We start from the raw sequence: 19,604 nt of genomic DNA, 5'->3' as shown, positions 1-19,604 counted from the left end.
GGGGGAGCGGGAGAAGGGCGCGGGGCCCTTACTCCTCAACCTCCGCATCCAGGAGTTCCATATTCAGGCCGAGGCCGCGGACTTCTTTAACCAGAACGTTGAACGATTCCGGCACGCCCGCCTCGAAGTTATCCTCGCCCTTGACGATCGACTCATAGACCTTGGTCCGGCCGGCGACGTCATCCGATTTAACGGTGAGCATCTCCTGCAGGGTGTAGGCGGCGCCATAGGCTTCCAGCGCCCAGACTTCCATCTCACCAAAGCGCTGACCGCCGAACTGCGCCTTACCGCCCAGCGGCTGCTGGGTAACCAGCGAGTACGGGCCGGTGGAACGCGCGTGGATCTTGTCGTCCACCAGGTGGTGCAGTTTCAGCAGGTACTTGATGCCGACGGTCACTGGACGCGCAAACTGCTCACCGGTGCGGCCGTCGAACAGGATCGACTGGCCGGACTGGTCAAAGCCCGCACGCACCAGGGCGTTGTTCACATCGTCTTCCTTGGCGCCGTCAAAGACCGGGGTCGCAATCGGCACACCGCGGGTCACGTTGCCTGCGGCTTCGATCAGCGCGGTCTCGTCCATATTGGCGATACCTTCGTCATAGACATCGTCGCCATAGGCGTGGTGCATCGCTTCACGGACCGGAGTCAGGTCGCCAGAGCGGCGGTATTCCTGCAGCGCGTCATCCACCTTGATGCCAAGGCCGCGTGCGGCCCAGCCCATGTGGGTCTCCAGGATCTGACCGACGTTCATACGCGACGGCACGCCCAGCGGGTTGAGGCAGAAGTCGACCGGGGTACCGTCGGCGAGGAACGGCATGTCCTCCATCGGCACCACTTTCGAGATCACACCTTTGTTGCCGTGACGGCCGGCCATCTTGTCGCCCGGCTGCAGCTTGCGCTTCACCGCGATGAAGACCTTGACCATCTTCATCACACCCGGCGGCAGGTCGTCGCCGCGGCGGACCTTCTCGACCTTATCCTCAAAACGGGCGTCCAGAGCACGCTTCTGCGCCTCGTACTGCTCGTTCAGGGCCTCGACAACCTGGGCGTCCTGCTCATCCTCAAGGGCAAGCATCCACCACTGGCCGCGGCTGAGGCTGTCCAGCAGGTCCTGGTCGATCGGGGCACCGGCGCGCACGCCTTTCGGGCCCTTGACCGCGGTCTTGCCCAGCAGCATGCCGTGCAGACGCGCATAGATGTTGCGGTCCAGGATCGCCAGCTCGTCGTCCCGGTCACGGGCCAGACGCTCAACTTCCTCACGCTCGATCTGAAGCGCACGCTCGTCTTTTTCCACGCCGTGGCGGTTGAAGACGCGTACCTCGACCACGGTGCCGTAATCGCCCGGCTTCACGCGCAGCGAGGTGTCGCGCACGTCGGAAGCCTTCTCGCCGAAGATGGCGCGCAGCAGCTTCTCTTCCGGGGTCATCGGGCTTTCGCCCTTCGGAGTGATCTTGCCGACCAGAATGTCGCCCGGCTCCACATCCGCACCGATGTAGACGATACCCGCCTCGTCGAGGTTGCGCAGGGCTTCCTCGCCGACGTTGGGGATGTCGCGGGTGATTTCTTCCGGCCCAAGCTTAGTGTCACGGGCGGCGACTTCGAATTCCTCGATGTGGACCGAGGTGAAGACGTCGTCACGCGCGATGCGCTCGGAGATCAGGATCGAGTCTTCGTAGTTGTAGCCGTTCCACGGCATGAACGCGACGACCACGTTTTTGCCCAGTGCCAGTTCGCCCATATCGGTCGACGGGCCGTCGGCGATAACCTCGCCCTTGGCAACGGTGTCGCCCACCTTGACCAGAGGCTTCTGGTTGATGGTGGTGTTCTGGTTGGAACGCTGGAACTTGCGCAGACGGTAGATGTCAACGCCCGCGTCGCCCAGCTCCAGATCGGAGGTGGCACGGATCACGATACGCTGTGCATCCACCTGGTCGATGATGCCCGCGCGTTTCGCCTGGATGGCTGCGCCGGAATCGATCGCAACCTTTTCCTCGATGCCGGTGCCGACCAGCGGCGCCTCTGCACGCAGCAGCGGAACCGCCTGACGCTGCATGTTCGAGCCCATCAGAGCGCGGTTGGCGTCGTCGTTTTCCAGGAACGGGATCAGCGAGGCAGCGACCGAGACCAGCTGCTTCGGCGACACGTCGATCAGGTCCACGCTTTCGCGCGGCGCCAGGGTGTAGTCGCCGGACTGGCGGGTCGACACCAGGTCGTTGATGAACTTGCCGCTCTCGTCCAGGGTCGCGTTCGCCTGCGCCACGGTATGGCGCATTTCCTCGGTTGCCGACATGTAGTGCACTTCGTCGGTCACCTGGCCTTCGTTCACCACCCGGTAGGGGGTTTCAATGAAGCCGTATTTGTTGACGCGCGCGAAGGTCGCCAGCGAGTTGATCAGGCCAATGTTCGGGCCTTCCGGGGTCTCAATCGGGCACATCCGGCCATAGTGGGTCGGGTGCACGTCGCGGACCTCAAAGCCGGCGCGCTCGCGGGTCAGACCGCCCGGGCCAAGCGCCGAGAGGCGGCGTTTGTGGGTGACTTCCGACAGCGGGTTGGTCTGGTCCATGAACTGCGACAGCTGCGAGGAGCCGAAGAATTCACGCACAGCAGCCGCAGCCGGTTTCGCGTTGATCAGATCCTGCGGCATCACGGTGTCGATCTCGACGGAGGACATCCGTTCCTTGATCGCACGCTCCATGCGCAGCAGGCCGACGCGGTACTGGTTTTCCATCAGCTCGCCGACGGAACGCACGCGGCGGTTGCCCAGATGGTCGATGTCGTCGACATCGCCGCGGCCGTCACGCAGGTCGACCAGCGCCTTGATACAGGCGACAATGTCTTCCTTGCGAAGGGTGCGCTGGGTGTCTTCGGCGTCTAGTGCCAGGCGCATGTTCATTTTGACACGGCCAACGGCGCTGAGGTCGTAACGCTCAGAATCGAAGAACAGGGTGTCGAACAGCGCGGAAGCGGCTTCGACGGTGGGCGGCTCGCCCGGGCGCATCACGCGGTAGATGTCCATCAGCGCGCTGTTGCGGTCCAGGTTCTTGTCCTGCGCCATGGTGTTGCGCATGTAGGGACCGACGTTGACGTTGTCGATGTCCAGAACCGGAATGTCGGTGATGCCAGCGTCCAGCAGTTCCTTCAGGGAGCCGCCGATCAGTTCGCCGTCCTTGTCGTATTCCAGGGTCAGTTCATCACCAGCCTCGACATAGATTGCGCCGTTGTCTTCGTTGATGATGTCCTTGGAGACATATTTCCCGACGATGTGCTCGAAGGGGACCAGCAGCTCGGTGATGGTGCCTTCTTCGATCATCTTCTTGACGGCGCGCGGAGTAACCTTCTTGCCGGCTTCGCAGATGATCTCGCCGGTGGCAGCGTCCACCAGGTCGTAGGTCGGGCGGGTGCCGCGCACGCGTTCCGGGAAGAACGGGGTGACCCAGCCGCGGGATTTCTCCAGCTTGAACTGCACGGTGTTGTAATAGGCATCCATGATGCCTTCCTGGTCCAGGCCCAGGGCGTACAGCAGGGTGGTCACCGGCAGTTTGCGGCGGCGGTCGATACGGGCAAAGACGATGTCCTTGGCGTCGAACTCAAAGTCCAGCCAGGAGCCGCGGTACGGGATGATGCGGCAGGCAAACAGCAGCTTGCCCGAGGAGTGGGTCTTGCCTTTGTCGTGGTCGAAGAACACGCCCGGCGAGCGGTGCATCTGGGACACGATCACGCGCTCGGTGCCGTTCACGATGAAGGTGCCGTTCGGGGTCATCAGGGGCATGTCGCCCATGAAGACGTCCTGTTCCTTGATGTCCTTCACCGACTTCGCGCCGGTGTCCTCATCGACATCAAACACGATCAGGCGCAGGGTGACCTTCAGCGGCGCCGAGTAGGTCATGTCGCGCTGCATGCACTCTTCGACGTCGTACTTCGGCTTCTCGAACGAGTATTTCACGAACTCCAGAACGGAGGTTTCGTTAAAATCCTTGATCGGGAATACCGACTGGAACACGCCTTTGATGCCTTCGCCGTCCAGCGGCTCTGCTGCATCGCCGGAGCGCAGGAACAGGTCATAAGAAGATTTCTGCACCTCGATGAGGTTCGGCATCTCCAGCACTTCGCGGATTTTGCCGTAATATTTACGTAGACGTTTCTGGCCAAGGAACGATTGAGCCATGTCAGATGTCACCTTTCGAGTTCTCACCGGTCAAGGAAGCCGCCGGGCCCCGGCTCCTTGCCCATACGAGACAGCGCGTTCGGATCAATTCATGGCCACCGTCCCGAAGGCAGCCTCCCGATCCCTTGAACTCCGCCTAAGAAAACGCCTCTTGGATGAGGCCCTTTCTAAGACAGGTTCGGCTGGGCCCGGAAAAATCCGGACCCAGCCAAATTTCCGATGCATCGGCGATGCACCAGAGGCAGGACTTAGGCCAGCTCGACTTCGGCGCCAGCTGCTTCCAGCTTGGCTTTGATGTCTTCTGCTTCGGCTTTGTCGATGCCTTCTTTGATTTTGCCGCCTGCTTCGACCAGCTCTTTGGCTTCTTTCAGGCCCAGGCCGGTGATGCCGCGAACTTCTTTGATCACGTTGATCTTGGAAGCGCCGGCGTTCTTCAGAACGACGTCGAATTCGGTCTTTTCTTCTTCAGCTGCACCGCCGGCGTCGCCGCCAGCTGCCATGACAACTGCGCCGCCAGCTGCGGGCTCGATGCCGTATTCGTCTTTCAGGATGGTTTTCAGTTCTTGTGCTTCCAGCAGGGTCAGACCCACGATGCTTTCTGCGAGTGCTTTCAGATCAGCCATTGTATCAGCTCTTTCCGTTTACAGTATGTGTGTTCCAACGTGCGGGACATTTCCCCACGCCAGTCATTCAGTGCCAACCGCTTACGCAGCTTCCGCCTTCTCTTCGATGGTCGAAAGGATGCTTGCGATGTTGCTTGCAGGTGCGCCAATTGCGCCGGCGATGTTCGAAGCAGGTGCGCCAATGCAGCTTGCGATCTGAGCGATGAGCTCGTCGCGGGACGGCATTTTGGACACAGTTTCGACGCCTGCGCGGTCCAGAGCATTCTCACCCATTGCACCGCCGAGGATCTCAAACTTTTTGTTATCCTTGGCGAAACCCTCGGCCACTTTTGCAGCGGACACAGGGTCTTCCGAATAGGTCAGAACGGTCATCCCTGTCAGCAGGTCGGCCATGCTTGCACACGGCTTACCCTCGAGGGCGATTTTGGCGAGCCTGTTTTTGGCAACACGCACGGAGCTGTTCGCGTCACGGGCACGTGCGCGCAGATCCTGCATCTCGGCAACTGTCAGACCGGCGTAGTGAGCTACCACCACGACGCCAGAGCTTTCGAAGATCTGGCCGAGTTCCTCGACCACTTTCTCTTTCTGGGCTCTATCCACAGTTCTCTCCAAGTTAGGGATGCTTACACATCCCGGCTCATATTTGCCGAACCAGATGGCCCGGCGTTCAGGTCCGTTTTACGGGATGAGCCAAATCCGCCCGAGGGAATGAAAACCCCCGATCTTCTTGGTCTGTACCCGTCTCAGGAGGGAAATTAAGGCCAGATCGGAGGCCACCCACCATCTTGGACGAAATGAAATAAAGCGCACGACGAATCGCACGCTTTATCTCAAGGCAGTGGATAGTCCCATTTGCAGGGATTTCCAAGGGCAAATCTGCCCCGCCGGGTATAATCGCCGCAGCTCAGGCAGCCGCCGCCAGCACCCCTGGTGTCAGGCAGCCGCGAAGCACCCGGGCCTCCGCCGCGCTCAGCGTCATGGCTGCGGTTTCGCCAAAGGCGCCAGCGCCCCCGGCCAGCTCCGGGAACAGCACCAACAGCTCGCGGCGCTGGCTGGCCCCCAAGGCTGCCACGGAACCCGCCGCCAGAAAGAAACTCTCTGTCAGCACGCCGTTTGACCTTAGGATGTGGTGACGGTCGAACATGACATGATGGTAGCGGACCGTCTCCTGAGCACGGATGGCGACGCCTGGAAGTCCGCAAAGGTGCTTTGCGGCGACCAGAACCTCGGCCCGGCTGAACAGCATCTCGGCAACCGGCAGCTCGAAGTGCACCCGGTGCTGCTGAGACAAAACCAGCTCCCGGCCGTTTCCGATAGCCCCCGGCGCAAACACCACCGGGGCGAATGCACCGCTGCCCGCCACCTCAGCGGATGACATCCAGCGGATGGGCTGAAGGCCGCCATCCTTTGTCCAGACGAGCTGCCCCGGGGTCAGATCCTCAACGGGAACCGGACCGTCAGCGGTCTCGATCAGGGTGCCATCGCCAAAGCAGGTGACAAAGTCGTTGTATCGGGCAGTTCCAGTGTTGGAGCCGCCAACCTTCACATACGAAAAGCCGCTCTCAAGCGGTGCGCTGGCGGCATAACCCCAAACATTGGACGTTTGCCCGTTCTGGGAAAAGACATAGATGGTTATTTCAGGCCCCGCGGGATTGCCGTCGCCATCCAGCTGCCGGACCCGAATCTGCGACTCCGCCTCCACTTCGGTGCCATCGGCCACGATGCCGCCGCCATCGGTGATGATATGGTCGTCTTCCCGGTCATCGTTAAACCGGTTCCGCCCGCCCCCGGAATCGTCCAGCGTCACCGTGGTTCCTGTTCCGCCGGAATAGGTGAAGACCGTGCCGTCCGGAGTGTCCGAATTGTTGATGATCGGATTGCCAACGATCGCGCCGCTGGAGCTCGATTCAACAATGAGGCTGGAACTGTCCTGTGCAAAGAAACTGCGTAGTGTCATGGGCCGCAAATATTCTCCGGTGAGGCGTGAACAAGATTTAACCCAAGGATAACCGTATGAAATTTCCGTGAGAAGACCTGCGTGCACGAGCGGCGGAAACCTGCCCTGGGGCCGGATTGCAAGCCCCCCCTGCCCAAGACCAGCCCCAAAGAAAAAGCCCCGGACGTTTGCACATCCGGGGCTTCGAAGTCTGGCAAGGCCGCCCGATTACTCGGTAACAGCGTTGTCCACGTCAACCGTGATGCCCGGACCCATGGTCGAGGACAGGTTGATCTTTTTCATATAAGCGCCTTTTGCGCCCGACGGCTTGGCTTTGGCCACGGCCGACACGAAGGCACGGACATTCTCGACCAGCTTGGCTTCGTCAAAGGACGCTTTGCCGACGCCTGCGTGCACAACGCCGCCTTTTTCCGCTTTGAACTGGACTTCGCCGCCCTTGGCTGCTTCCACGGCCGCTTTCACGTCCATGGTCACGGTGCCGACCTTCGGGTTCGGCATCAGGTTGCGCGGGCCCAGGATTTTGCCCAGACGGCCGACGACCGGCATCATGTCCGGGGTGGCGATGCAGCGGTCAAAGTCGATCTTGCCGCCCTGGATCGCTTCCATCAGGTCTTCGGCGCCGACGATGTCTGCACCGGCTGCCTGCGCTTCTTCCGCTTTCGGGCCGCGGGCGAAGACTGCAACGCGCATGTCCTTGCCGGTGCCGTTCGGCAGGCCGACCACACCGCGGACCATCTGGTCTGCGTGGCGGGTGTCGACGCCCAGGTTCATCGCGATCTCGATGGTCTCGTCGAATTTGGTGGTTGCGTTGGCTTTCACCAGGGCAACTGCTTCTTCCACGGACAGGTTTTCTTTGCCTGCGAAAGCTTCGCGCGCGGCGCGGGTGCGTTTACCGAGCTTTGCCATCTTACTTCACCTCGATGCCCATGGAGCGGGCAGAGCCCAGGATGATCTGCATTGCCGCGTCGATGTCGTTGGCGTTCAGATCTTTCATCTTGGCTTCGGCGATTTCTTTCACCTGGGCCACGGACACGGTGCCGACGGTTTCCCGGCTCGGGTTGTTCGCGCCGGATTTCACCTTGGCCGCCTTCTTCAGGTAGTAAGACGCGGGCGGCGTCTTGATGTCCATGGTGAAGGACTTGTCCTGATAGTAGGTGATCACGGTCGGGCACGGCGCGCCGGGCTCCATGTCTGCGGTCTTGGCGTTGAACGCCTTGCAGAATTCCATGATGTTGATGCCGCGCTGACCCAGCGCCGGGCCGACGGGCGGAGAGGGGTTTGCCTGACCTGCAGGAACCTGCAGCTTCATCGAACCAACAAGCTTCTTAGCCATTTGGTTGTCCTTTCAACGAGGGCGGGACGCGTCCTGCCCGGAGAATGTTGCGTGGTCAGATTTCAGGATCGCGATCCGTCCATCTCCCACGAGAGAATCTCGCCCGAAGACGATAGAGGCGGCGTTTACAGGGGAACGGCGGGGTTGGCAAGTGGGTGAGACAAGCAATCAAGTGGCAGCATCATCCCCTCCGCCCTGCAGAGGATCCTTCTGCCCCGCCATCGGCTGCAGGACCAAATGCCAGGCCGCCATGCGTGCCCGACCCGCAAGTCGGCAGGAAGATGCTAAGTCAAGGCGGCCGCATTTGCCGATAGGTGCGGATTTCCCCTTTGACGGGTCCGGTATTGAAGGATTTTTTGCTGTGCTGCCTTGACCGTCAGGCATTTACGCGCCGGCGCGCCGTTTAGCGCGCCTTCGGGTCCCGGCACCGGGCCGTAAATACCTGCCAGCTGCTGGCGGCCGGCGCGCGGCAGCCCCTGCAGTACCATCGGCCCCAGCAGCAAGGATTCTGAAAAGCAGCCGTTGGCGATTACAATCTCATGCTGGTCGCACGCAAAGTGAACCCAGGTCGCCCTGGTCTTTCCCAGCATATGACGGATCCCCGGCGCCGCGGTCAGCGACTTGGCCGGGGCAAGCCCGCTGTGCAAGAATTCGCGGTGCAGCTGCCCTGCCTCACCAACCAGTATCCGGTGCTGGGGCGAAACCGTCAGATCCTGTGCGGGCCGCCCAGCACCCAGAGACCCAGCCTTGATCAGAACCGGCTTGGCGTGATCGCCCGCCGCATCAAGCGAATGATCGCCACAATGCGTCCAGCGGACTTGCTGAGGACCGTGATCCTTGGTCAGCACATAGTCACCAGGGCGCAAGGTTTCGACCCTCCGGGCCCCTGATGGGGTCTCTATCCGGACTCCCGGCACGTAGCAGGTTGCAAATTCAAAGGCATCCCGCGATGCATACAGACCGGATGTGGTGTCATGAGTCAAACTGTCCAATCTGATCGAACGGATTGGCGCGGCCTCAAGCGCATCCTGATTAGCGTTCTGACTGGTTTCCGGCGCCAGATAGGTATTGCCCAGGACATCCTGAAAAATCGCGACATTCGCCGTCGCTGTTGTCCCGTCGATATATGTTATCGTGACATTGAACCGGGCCGCGCTGTCAAAAGCCTGATCCGCGCCGCCGTCAATGCGAAAATTCTCGGCCGGTGCGTTGTCCTGATCAAAATAACTGGCCGCCCCGCCGCCATAGCTGCCAGTCCCGGGTGAGAAGGAAACAAAATCATCAACCAGCGCATCGCCAACACCACCCAGCGTCGTGCCCACCAGCGCCGAGGCATTTTCAGCCACGTCATTGCCTTCAATGGTATCCATATCGGCCAGATTGCCGAGTGAGATCACATTGAAAGTCGTCGCCATACCACGCGCTCCGCATAACCCAGCTTTCGCCGTTCCAAGCGAAAGCCATTTGCGGCAGTACGTTACCCGAACAATTCTACCGGCTCGTTAATCACGGATTCAACGCCCGGCGCACCCCCCCGCGCGCGTTCACGAGCGCCGAGGCCAAAGCAACGAAAATGCCGCAAGGCTGGACCCCGCGGCACCTAATATTCCAAACTAAAAGACTTATCACCCCTGCTTGGTCACCTGGGTGAAGTCCAGTTCCACCGGGGTCTCGCGGCCGAAGATCGACACGGTGACCTTGAGCTTCTGGTTGTCGTCGTCGACCTCTTCGACCATGCCGTCGAAATCCTCGAACGGGCCGTCGTTGACCTTGACCTTCTCGCCGACCTCGAATGTGATCAGGGTGCGCGGCGCCTCGACGCCTTCCTCGACGCGGCCCAAGATGCCCTGCACCTCTGCGTCGCGCATCGGCATCGGGCGGCCCTGCGGGCCGAGGAAACCGGTGACGCGGTTGATCGAGGAAATCAGGTGATAGCCGCGGTCGGACATTTCCATATGCACCAGCACGTAGCCGGGCATGAAGCGGCGCTCGGTCGAGACCTTCTTGCCGCGGCGGATCTCGATCACCTCTTCGGTGGGGACCAGCACCTCGTCGATCTCGTCCTCAAGGCCCTGTTCTGCGACCGAGGTGCGGATCTGCTCTGCGATTTTCTTTTCGAAGTTCGAAAGAACGCTGACCGAATACCACCGTTTCGCCATGAACCGTTGTCCTTGTTCTGCCGGGCGGGCCTATGCCGCGCCGCTGCTAAATCATCCCGCTGCAGCCCAATGGCTGCGCTCTCCAACAAAAAGCGGCGTGCAAACCGAATCGCTGCACGCCCGCCTCAATAGTTCCGGTTCCCTACCGCCCATCACATCCAAGATCAAGGGCCGCCAAGATCAAGGCCTGCGCAGCAGCCGCATAGGGAGCCTCAGTACCGCTGCGGGCTTAGCCGAACATCCCCAGAAGCCCTTGCAGGCCAAAGCGGATCAGCAGATCGACCAGCGCAAAGAACAGCGCCGTCAGCGCCGCCATGATAAACACCATGACCGTGGTCAGCAGCACTTCGCGGCGGGTCGGCCAAACGACCTTGGATACTTCGGCGCGAACCTGCTGGATGAACTGAACGGGGTTGATAGTCGCCATACCGGGGGAGTCTCTCTGCTAGCAGTGCAGGCGATGTAACGCCTGCCGCCGCTGAATTCAAGCCCCGCCCCGCTGTTGCGCAGGCAGCGTCCGCGCGGTCAATCCAATTTTAATCCACTTCCTGCAAAACTGACTCTAGCAGCCCCGGCCCCTTGATGCGCCGCGCAGGCTTTTTTCGTGTTGATGAATGAGACAGGATGCCATGACACCCGCATTTTCCTTATCCCAGGCCGAACAACTGGAACGCGATTCCAAATTTGAGGATGCCGTCCTGGCCTATTCCGGCATCCTGGCCCGCAACCCCAGGAATACCCGCGCCATGCAAGCACTGGAGTCGCTGCGCGGGCGCCTGCGTGAACAGCGGGAACCGTCAGATGACACCAAGGAAGAGCTGGAGTCAGCTCTGGCGGCCGGACGCCACTTTGATGCGGCTGAAAGCTGCGGCGCCCTGCTCAAGACATTCCGCGAATCGCATTTTCTATGGGACTTCCTGGGCCGCTGCCATCTGGCCGCCGGACATCTGGACAATGCCGCGACCTGCCTGAACAAGGCCTGCGGCCTGAACTCCAAATCCGCCGGAACCTATGCTGCAATGGGCCGCGTTCTGATGGCGCGCGGGCAGCGTGAAAACGCCATCGCCCTGTACCAGAAAGCCCTGGGGCTGGATGCCAATTGCCTTCCCGCCCTGCTCAGCATGGCCGAAGCCCTGCCGCAGGACGGCCGCAGCGCGGAGGCTGCCGTCATGCTGCGCAAGGCAGTTTCCATCGCGCCCGAGGACGCCGCATCCCGCTTTGCCCTCGCCAGCCTGCTGCGCAGCCTTGGCGCAGCAGACGAGGCGAAGGAGCATTATACCCGCGCCGCCAGCCTGAACCCGGACCTGGCAGAAGCCCATTTCCAGCTTGGCCTGCTGCTGAAGGCCGAGGGACGGTTTGCGGAGGCCCTGCCCTGCTTTGACCGGATGCTCAGGATCTCGCCGTCCGACGACCGTGCCCGGACCCAGCGCCTGCACATGCTTGCGGAGCTGAACGATTGGCGCTGGATGCAGGAATACGCAGATTACCGGCGGCTGCTGGGCCTGCGCTGCGGCGGCTGCGACCCCAGCGCGCTGATGCTGATGGAAGACAACCCGGATCTGCTGAGGGCCCGCGCCCAGGCCTATGCCAGCGACGTGTTCCCGGGAGCAGTGCTGCAGACGGAGCCGCCCGCGCAGCAACGCCCGGCCCGTCTGCGGATTGGCTATGTCTTCACTGCCGCAAATGCCGCAGCGGTCCTGGATCAGCACGCCGCCCTGCTCGCCGGGCACGACAGCAGCCGGTTTGAAGTCTGCGCCTATGCCGCAGGCCCCGGCCTGGACAGCGAAGCGGCCCGCAAAATCAGCAGCTGCGTTTCTATTTTCCGGCAGTTGGATGGAACAGCCCCAGACAACGGCGCCGCGGCGATTCAGGCGGACCGGCTGGACATTGCGGTGGATCTGTCCGGTTACAGCGATGGCAACAAGGCACATCCCTTTGCAGCGCGTCTGGCACCACTGCACATCGCCTGGCCGGGCTATCCAGGCACAATGGGCTCTGCCGCCTTTGACTACCTGATCAGCGATGAAACCGTTTGCCCGCCCGGCAGCGAGCGGTACCACAACGAACATCTCCTGCAGCTGCCCGCCAGCTGCCAGGCAGTGGCAAGCGCGGCCCTTGACGCAAACGCCAAACCCGGCCGGGCGGACTTCAGCCTACCGGAGGATGGCTTTGTATTCTGCAGCTTTGCCAGCGGCAGCCGGATCACCCCGCGGGAGTTCGATCTCTGGATGCAGCTGCTGGATGGCGCTGCCGGCAGCGCGCTCTGGCTGCTGGACAATGGCCCCCACGCGGTGTCCAACCTGCGCCGCGCCGCTGCGGCCCGCGGGGTCGACCCGGACCGGCTGATTTTCACCCCCAAGGCAGATGGACATCCTGCCGGCCTGTCTGCGGCGGATCTGTTTCTCGACACATTTACGGTTAATGCATCCGCCGAAGCCAGGAGCGCGCTGGCGGCCGGGCTGCCGGTCCTCACCCTGCCCGGGCAGCAGCTGGCCGCACGCACGACCGCAAGCCTGCTGCAGGCTGCCGGCCTTCCGGACCTGATCGCCGGCAGCATGGAAGATTACAAAGCCAAGGCCGCGGAACTGGCCAGCGATGCCGGCGCATACAAGGCACTGCGCGGCAAACTTATGGCACAGCAGAAGACCGCGCCGCTGTTCGACACTCCCCTTTTCACCCGGCAGGTGGAGACCGCCTATGACGCGGTATACGAACAGCATATGCGCGGAATGCCACCGGGCCATCTGTCCCTCGCCAGAGCTGCGCCGCAAATTGAATAGACGTCCGTTCCAGCGCCCGGAAAGCGCACAGGCGAACCCTGTTTGCAATGTCAGGAAAATGGCAGGGGCAGCAGGGTTCGAACCCGCGACCTACGGTTTTGGAGACCGTCGCTCTACCAACTGAGCTATACCCCTGTGGTGCGGCATGTCCTACGGCAGGTGCGCTGCAGAGGCAAGAGGGAAAAGCGCATTTTCTTGCGCCGCCCGGGCGGTTTGCCCGCCACAGGCTCTCCCTGGGCTTTGCCCCGGCGCAGCCATGCAGTATGACAGGGCAATTGCCGGGGCCAAGCCCCTGTGCCCCTTGCAGGAATGAGCCCTAGCCCCGTGAGCCTCAGAAAGAAAATCGCCGACAGCCCAAGGGTCAACCGCGCCATCGAGGGGCTGTTTGCCGGCTATGTGCGATTCGCCTTCCGCACCTCCCGCTGGACCCGCACCGGGTTTGAGGAGATGGACGCCTGCGTGCGCCGCGGCGAGCCGGTGATTTTCGTGCTCTGGCATCAGCGGCTGATCATGGCGCCTTATCTGTTCGACACCTCGCTGGGCCGCATCTGCGCGCTCACCTCCGCCGCCCGCGCCGGGCGGCTGGCCGGGCAGATCCTGGTGCGGCTGGGGTTCGAAACCATCCCGATGTCCAGCCACAAGCGCCACGTTGCCCTGTCACGCGAAGTGCTGCGCCGCACCCGGGAGGGCTGTTCCATCGGTATCGCTGCTGACGGCCCGCGAGGCCCGGCCCGGGTGTCTTCGACCGTGCCGGTGGTCTGGGCGCGGATGACCGGCTGCCGGGTGTTCACCGTGGCCTTTGCCGAGAAGAAGGTGATGAAGCTGCCGACCTGGGATCGGCAGATGCTGCCGATGCCGTTTTCGCGCGGCGTGCTGATGTGCCGGGAATGGACGGACGAGGTTCCGAAGAAGTCCAGCGAAGAAGAGGTGGAATCGTTGCGGCTGAGCCTGGAGGCGTCGCTGGATACCATTACCGATGCCGCGGATGCCGCAGCCGGGTGCAGCAGTGAGGATCCAAAGACACAGGCGGGCTGAGCCGGCGTTTGCGGCGGCGGGCGGATTACCTGCCCTGCGAACATAATACAACGCACGGGCATGCAGATTGTCCGCAAGAAGTTCGTTGGTTTTTGACCTGGAAAAGACCGCACCAGATTGTATTCAATCGCAAGATGCGTAACGCTGGCTGGAGCCAGCATTCATATTTTCAGTTTGAATTTCCACAGGTCAAAATGCAGTCCATCACCCTACGCCCCCTGCAGGCAGCATCTCTCTTCGCCGTTTCTGCCGCTTTCCTGATTTGCGGCGAGGCCCGGGCGGAGACGGAAATTGATCTTGGGTCCCGCAACACGGTTTCCTTGGAAACAAAACTGCTCTGGCCCCAAGAGTACCGCTTGTACTTGCTGCTGCAGAAAAGCACGGAGCTTTTTTTGGGAACTGACCAGAAACGGGTACGGCGTCAGCCCGCCCAATCAGACAACGGATGACCCAGGCCTGCTCACCTTTTCTGTGAAAATCTACGAATGGGGGAGCGGCGAAGATAAGCTGGTCTTTGAGCAATCGAACCTGCTGCCAAGTGTTCATATGATTTTAACGAAGAATTCGGGCTGGAAGTCGCTTCGGCCCAGCTGTCCACCGGCAGATACCGGATAGAGGCCACACCGGAGAATACGAGTCACGCCCTGGCGGACATCCCCGCAAGGCTGATGTTTATCAAAGCACTAAGGGGAAAATAGGCCGCATTCTATTCCCCGCCCGGACGCTGCGCGTTCGGGCCGCGTCCGGCCTGCGCCGAACCGGAGGTTTGCCTCCGGCAAAACGGGTGGGCGCGATTGCATAGCACCCGGAGCTGACGCTCCCTGCGGCCTCAAAAGCTCCACTGTAGCTTTTGCAATACGGCCTCCGGCCCCAGGCCGGTTCCTGCCCTGTTCTGAGATTGCCGTATAGAAAAAGAGCCTCCCGAGGGAGGCCCTTTCTATTGTCTCAACGGCGCCGGCTCTCATTGATTTTGCTGCGCAAAACCAACTGCCGCCCGCCAGACGGCAAAGCCGTCTTACTCAATGATTTTGGAAACAACGCCAGCGCCGACGGTGCGGCCGCCTTCGCGGATGGCGAAGCGCAGGCCGTCTTCCATCGCGATCGGGGCGATCAGCTCAACCGCGAACTTCAGGTTGTCGCCCGGCATCACCATCTCGGTGCCTTCCGGCAGGGTCACGGTGCCGGTCACGTCGGTGGTGCGGAAGTAGAACTGCGGACGGTAGTTCGCGAAGAACGGGGTGTGGCGGCCGCCTTCTTCCTTGGTCAGGATGTAGGCTTCGGCTTCGAACTTGGTGTGCGGGGTCACGGAACCCGGCTTGCACAGAACCTGGCCGCGCTCAACGGAATCACGGTCCACACCGCGCAGCAGGGCGCCGATGTTGTCGCCCGCTTCACCGCGGTCCAGCAGCTTGCGGAACATTTCCACGCCGGTGCAGGTGGTTTTCGAAGTGTCTTTGATGCCAACGATTTCGATTTCGTCGCCAACGTTGATCACACCGCGCTCGACACGGCCGGTCACAACGGTGCCGCGGCCGGAGATCGAGAACACGTCTTCGATCGGCATCAGGAACGGCTGGTCAACCGCACGCTCCGGGGTCGGGATGTACTCATCCACGGCCGCCATCAGCTCTTTGATCTTCTCTTCGCCGATTTCCGGGTTGTTGCCTTCCATCGCCGCCAGAGCGGAGCCCGCAACGATCGGAATGTCGTCGCCCGGGAATTCGTAGGAGGACAGCAGCTCGCGGATTTCCATTTCCACCAGCTCCAGCAGCTCTTCGTCGTCGACCTGGTCAACTTTGTTCATGAAGACAACCAGGGCCGGAACGCCAACCTGGCGGGCCAGCAGGATGTGCTCGCGGGTCTGCGGCATCGGGCCGTCAGCTGCGTTCACAACCAGGATCGCGCCGTCCATCTGGGCTGCGCCGGTGATCATGTTCTTGACGTAGTCGGCGTGGCCGGGGCAGTCGACGTGCGCATAGTGGCGCGCTTCGGTTTCATATTCGACGTGCGCGGTCGAGATGGTGATGCCGCGGGCTTTTTCTTCCGGTGCGCCGTCGATCTGGTCGTAGGCTTTGAAGTCACCGAAGTATTTGGTGATAGCCGCGGTCAGAGTGGTCTTGCCGTGGTCAACGTGGCCAACGGTGCCGATGTTGACGTGCGGTTTATTACGTTCAAACTTTTCCTTAGCCATTGCTTAGGCGCCCTTTTGAAATGAGGGGTCGCTTGCCGACCCGGTTTCCTCTGCGCCGGCGGATTATTTGGTTTGCCGGCAAAAATCAACCCGTTCCTGCTTGACAGGGACGGTTTTCGCGCGCCTCAGCCAGCCGGTTGCGTCTCTGCCGCAGCCGCGTCCGCGCCGGTGGCGGGTTCCACCGCAGCGCGCGGGGCAAACCAGCCCTCCACCTCGTGCTGTTCGGCCATCCATTCCTCGACCTTGTCGGCGATATTGATGGCCAGGCCCTGGATCTGTTCCTGCTTAGTCCGGGCATGGCCGGAGCCCAGGAGGGCGCTTTCGCCAGTGGTGCTTTCGAAGATTTCCATCTGGTGCTTCTTCGCCAGGAATTTCTTTTGTGCCACGTCATAGACAAAGACATTCACCACCACTGCGCTCTTGGGGGAGAACAGCACCGGCACGCCGGGGGGCGCAAGCATGAAGCCCTCAAGCGTCACCGCAACGTCGTATTCCTGGGTGCCGTCATAGCGGCGCAGGCGGGTGTTCAGCGCGTTTTCGATCGGCGCGGTCCATTCGCTGTGCTCGGCGTCGCGCGACAGCGGCCATTGCAGCGCTTTCTCGGTGTAGACATGGGTGACGCGGGCCTGGAAGGCACCCAGATCCTCCGGTGCCTCATCCAGGCGGGTTTCACCGCAGGCGGTGAGCAGGGTCAAAGAGGCCAGCAGGGAAAGAACGCGGATCATGGAAGTCCCCCAAGAGAAATTCGGTCCCGCCCAGATAGCCGCGGGCGGCGGTTGGGGTAAAGGTCCGGAAGCAGCAACCCCCGCGCGGGTGGCGCGGGGGGCACAGGCAGGCGGCAGGTTTCTGCTGCCTCACTTGAACTTGTAGTTGCGCGGGAAGCCGTGCGGCGGGCGTTTGCCCACGCCGGCGCGCTTGCCGAGCCACTGGGTCAGGTCGGTCTCGTGGCGGGTCTTGCCGCCACCCATTTCCCAGCGCAGCCCGTCATCCCAGTTGAAGGTCGTGATGTCGGAAAGGCCGCCGTCCAGCTCCAGTGAGCCCTGCTTGCCGCGGGCCATGTTGTACTTCTGCAGCCGCACGCCCTTGCCGCGGGTGAGTTCCGGCATTTCCTCGACGGAGAAAACCAGGAACTTGCCGTTCTCAGAAACGATGGCCACATGGTCGCCCTCGACCGGAATACAGATCTTGGCGCGCTCGTCGTCCTTGACGTTCAGCACTTGCTTGCCGCTGCGGGTCTGGGCGACGATTTCCTTTTCAGCGCAGATGAAGCCGTTGCCCGCATCCGAGGCCACCAGCAGGCGGCCGTCGGGGTTGTGGATCATCAGGTCGACGATCTCAGCCTCGTTCGGCAGGTCGACCATCAGGCGCAGCGGTTCGCCCATGCCGCGCCCGCCCGGCAGGTTGGCGGCTGACAAGGTGTAGAAACGTCCATTGGAGCCGAACACCAGCAGGCGGTCGGTGGTTTCGGCGTGGAAGATGAAGCGCGGGCCGTCGCCGTCCTTGAACTTCAGCTCGCGGTTCAGGTCGATGTGGCCAGTCATCGCCCGGATCCAGCCCATCTGTGAGCAGACCACGGTGATCGGCTCGCGGTCGATCATCGCCTCCAGCGGCACGTCCTCAACCTCGCCGGCCTCGGCAAACAACGTACGGCGGGCTCCACCGGCGTAGTCCTTGCCGAACTGCTTCTTGGTTTCTTTCAACTGCTCGGAGATGCGGGACCATTGCAGGTCTTCGGAGGCCAAGAGTTCGACCAGCCCGGCGCGCTCCTCGCGCAGGGCATCGCGTTCGCGGACCAGTTCGATTTCTTCCAGTTTGCGCAAAGACCGCAGGCGCATGTTGAGGATCGCCTCAGCCTGCACCTCTGTCAGTTCGCCCGCGCCGGGCGCCGGAGAGACATACTCGGCCTCGGTGAAGGCGCGGGGGTGGTCCTTGCTCCAGTCCTCGCGGATCAGGGCGGCCTTCGGGTCCTCGTCATAGCGGATGATGTCGATCACCCGGTCGAGGTTCAGGAAGGCGATGATGAAGCCCTCCAAGACCTCCAGCCGGTGGTCGATCTTTTCCATCCGGTGGCGCGAGCGGCGCTGCAGCACATCGCGGCGGTGGTCGAGGAAGGCGCGCAGCACCTCCTTCATTGAACAGACCTTGGGGGTCACACCGTCGATCAGAACGTTCATGTTGAGGCTGAATCGGATTTCCAGGTCCGAATTGCGGAACATCATGTTCATCAGAACCTCGGGGTCCACATTCTTGGACTTAGGTTCCAGGATGATGCGGATGTCGTCCGCCGATTCGTCGCGCACGTCGGCGAGGATCGGAACCTTCTTGGTCTGGATCAGCTCGGCGATCTTCTCGATCAGCTTGGATTTCTGGACCTGATAGGGGATCTCGGTGACGACAACCTGCCACTGGCCGCGGCCCAGGTCCTCGACCTCGTGCTTGCAGCGCAGGCGGAAGGAGCCGCGGCCAGTGCTGTAGGCCTTGGCGATGTTTTCCTTGGGCTCGACGATGATGCCGCCGGTTGGGAAATCCGGGCCCGGCACGTAGTTCAGCAGGGTGTCATCGCGGGCATCCGGGGTCTTGATCAGATGCAGGCAGGCGTCGATCAGCTCTGCAATGTTGTGGGGCGGGATGTTGGTCGCCATGCCAACCGCGATGCCGGCCGCACCGTTGGCAAGGATGTTCGGGAAGGTCGCGGGCAGAACTGCCGGCTCAGTCAGGCGGCCATCGTAATTGTCGCGGAAATCAACCGAATCCTCATTGAGGCCTTCGAGCATCGCTTCGGCCACGAAGGTCATCCGCGCCTCGGTGTAGCGCGACGCCGCCGGGTTGTCGCCGTCGATGTTGCCGAAGTTGCCCTGACCGTCGACCAGCGGGTAACGGACGTTGAAGTCCTGCGCCAGGCGCGCCATCGCGTCATAGATCGCGGCGTCGCCGTGGGGGTGGAAGTCGCCCATAGTATCGCCGGAAATCTTGGCCGATTTCAGGAACCCGCCGGAGGAGCTGAGCCGCAGGCGGTTCATCGCATAAAGAATGCGCCGGTGCACCGGCTTCAGCCCGTCACGCGCGTCGGGCAGTGCCCGGTGCATGATGGTGCTAAGCGCATAGGTCAGATAGCGCTCGCCAATGGCGCGGCGCAGCGGTTCGCGGATTTCGCCACCTTCAGGGGCGGACGGCATGTCGGGGTCTTCTACCAGGTCGGTCATGCATCGGTGATACTGCCGCCGCTGGAATTGGTAAAGCGGGCGCGCGCGAAATTCGCACACCTCTGCCTGGTTGCCAGGGCACGGGGAGAAGCGGCGCGACTCTCCCCTGTTTCCTGGCCGTTAACATGCACTAGGTATAGAGGGACCGGGCAGCTGCG

Annotated in this window: 15 protein-coding genes and 1 tRNA gene; 3 read left to right on the top strand and 13 right to left on the bottom strand. The window is 61.9% G+C overall.

Translation table 11 applies throughout. The features are described 5' to 3' along the window. Positions 1-28: 28 nt before the first annotated feature. The 9 genes from rpoB to secE all read right to left on the bottom strand — a co-directional run bounded on the left by rpoB (position 29) and on the right by secE (position 10,664). A complete protein-coding gene (rpoB, locus tag ACXAHG_RS02735; protein WP_475055763.1) occupies positions 29-4,165 on the bottom strand; it encodes a DNA-directed RNA polymerase subunit beta in 4,137 nt (1,378 codons plus the stop codon). 248 nt (positions 4,166-4,413) lie between these two features. Then, a complete protein-coding gene (gene rplL / locus ACXAHG_RS02730; protein WP_027236232.1) occupies positions 4,414-4,788 on the bottom strand; it encodes a 50S ribosomal protein L7/L12 in 375 nt (124 codons plus the stop codon). Positions 4,789-4,869: 81 nt separating this feature from the next. Further along, on the bottom strand, positions 4,870-5,388 hold the full coding sequence (gene rplJ / locus ACXAHG_RS02725; protein ID WP_475040819.1) for a 50S ribosomal protein L10: 519 nt from the start codon (positions 5,386-5,388) through the stop codon (positions 4,870-4,872). Between the two features lie 304 nt (positions 5,389-5,692). Beyond that, positions 5,693-6,745, bottom strand: coding sequence for a Hint domain-containing protein (locus ACXAHG_RS02720; RefSeq protein ID WP_475055761.1), 1,053 nt, complete (start codon positions 6,743-6,745; stop codon positions 5,693-5,695). Positions 6,746-6,952: 207 nt separating this feature from the next. Further along, positions 6,953-7,651 (bottom strand): 50S ribosomal protein L1, encoded by a 699-nt coding sequence (gene rplA / locus ACXAHG_RS02715; protein WP_475040816.1) that lies wholly within the window; start codon positions 7,649-7,651, stop codon positions 6,953-6,955. 1 nt (position 7,652) lies between these two features. Next, positions 7,653-8,078, bottom strand: coding sequence for a 50S ribosomal protein L11 (rplK, locus tag ACXAHG_RS02710; protein ID WP_039134872.1), 426 nt, complete (start codon positions 8,076-8,078; stop codon positions 7,653-7,655). A gap of 284 nt (positions 8,079-8,362) precedes the next feature. Next, positions 8,363-9,493, bottom strand: a complete 1,131-nt coding sequence (locus ACXAHG_RS02705; protein ID WP_475040815.1) for a Hint domain-containing protein — start codon at positions 9,491-9,493, stop codon at positions 8,363-8,365. 210 nt (positions 9,494-9,703) lie between these two features. Continuing rightward, positions 9,704-10,237, bottom strand: coding sequence for a transcription termination/antitermination protein NusG (nusG, locus tag ACXAHG_RS02700; protein ID WP_222456137.1), 534 nt, complete (start codon positions 10,235-10,237; stop codon positions 9,704-9,706). 229 nt (positions 10,238-10,466) lie between these two features. Beyond that, the gene (secE, locus tag ACXAHG_RS02695) at positions 10,467-10,664 is read right to left on the bottom strand and encodes a preprotein translocase subunit SecE (RefSeq protein WP_019298606.1); all 198 of its coding nucleotides are present in this window, start codon (positions 10,662-10,664) and stop codon (positions 10,467-10,469) included. Positions 10,665-10,866: 202 nt separating this feature from the next. Here secE and ACXAHG_RS02690 point away from each other — a divergent pair, with 202 nt between their 5' ends. Next, positions 10,867-13,017, top strand: coding sequence for an O-linked N-acetylglucosamine transferase, SPINDLY family protein (locus ACXAHG_RS02690; RefSeq protein ID WP_475055760.1), 2,151 nt, complete (start codon positions 10,867-10,869; stop codon positions 13,015-13,017). Positions 13,018-13,076: 59 nt separating this feature from the next. Here the strand turns inward: ACXAHG_RS02690 and ACXAHG_RS02685 are convergent. Further along, positions 13,077-13,152 (bottom strand) — tRNA-Trp (locus ACXAHG_RS02685). 189 nt (positions 13,153-13,341) lie between these two features. On the opposite strand from ACXAHG_RS02685, the gene ACXAHG_RS02680 reads away from it, so the two are divergent. Together ACXAHG_RS02680 and ACXAHG_RS02675 are read left to right on the top strand one after the other, a co-directional pair. Further along, positions 13,342-14,052, top strand: coding sequence for a lysophospholipid acyltransferase family protein (locus ACXAHG_RS02680; RefSeq protein ID WP_475055759.1), 711 nt, complete (start codon positions 13,342-13,344; stop codon positions 14,050-14,052). 134 nt (positions 14,053-14,186) lie between these two features. Further along, positions 14,187-14,501 (top strand): hypothetical protein, encoded by a 315-nt coding sequence (locus ACXAHG_RS02675; RefSeq protein WP_475055757.1) that lies wholly within the window; start codon positions 14,187-14,189, stop codon positions 14,499-14,501. Positions 14,502-15,067: 566 nt separating this feature from the next. Here ACXAHG_RS02675 and tuf read toward each other — a convergent pair. The 3 genes from tuf to ACXAHG_RS02660 all read right to left on the bottom strand — a co-directional run bounded on the left by tuf (position 15,068) and on the right by ACXAHG_RS02660 (position 19,446). Further along, positions 15,068-16,243, bottom strand: coding sequence for an elongation factor Tu (gene tuf / locus ACXAHG_RS02670; RefSeq protein ID WP_475040809.1), 1,176 nt, complete (start codon positions 16,241-16,243; stop codon positions 15,068-15,070). A gap of 125 nt (positions 16,244-16,368) precedes the next feature. Next, positions 16,369-16,968, bottom strand: a complete 600-nt coding sequence (locus ACXAHG_RS02665; RefSeq protein WP_475040808.1) for a hypothetical protein — start codon at positions 16,966-16,968, stop codon at positions 16,369-16,371. Between the two features lie 129 nt (positions 16,969-17,097). Beyond that, positions 17,098-19,446 (bottom strand): DNA topoisomerase IV subunit A, encoded by a 2,349-nt coding sequence (locus tag ACXAHG_RS02660; RefSeq protein WP_475040806.1) that lies wholly within the window; start codon positions 19,444-19,446, stop codon positions 17,098-17,100. Positions 19,447-19,604: the final 158 nt, after the last annotated feature.

This window comes from Leisingera sp. ABD4_442 (genome assembly GCF_056160905.1).
The sequence above is the reverse complement of the archived record's forward strand: the minus strand, read 5'-3'. Positions and strand labels throughout refer to the sequence as shown.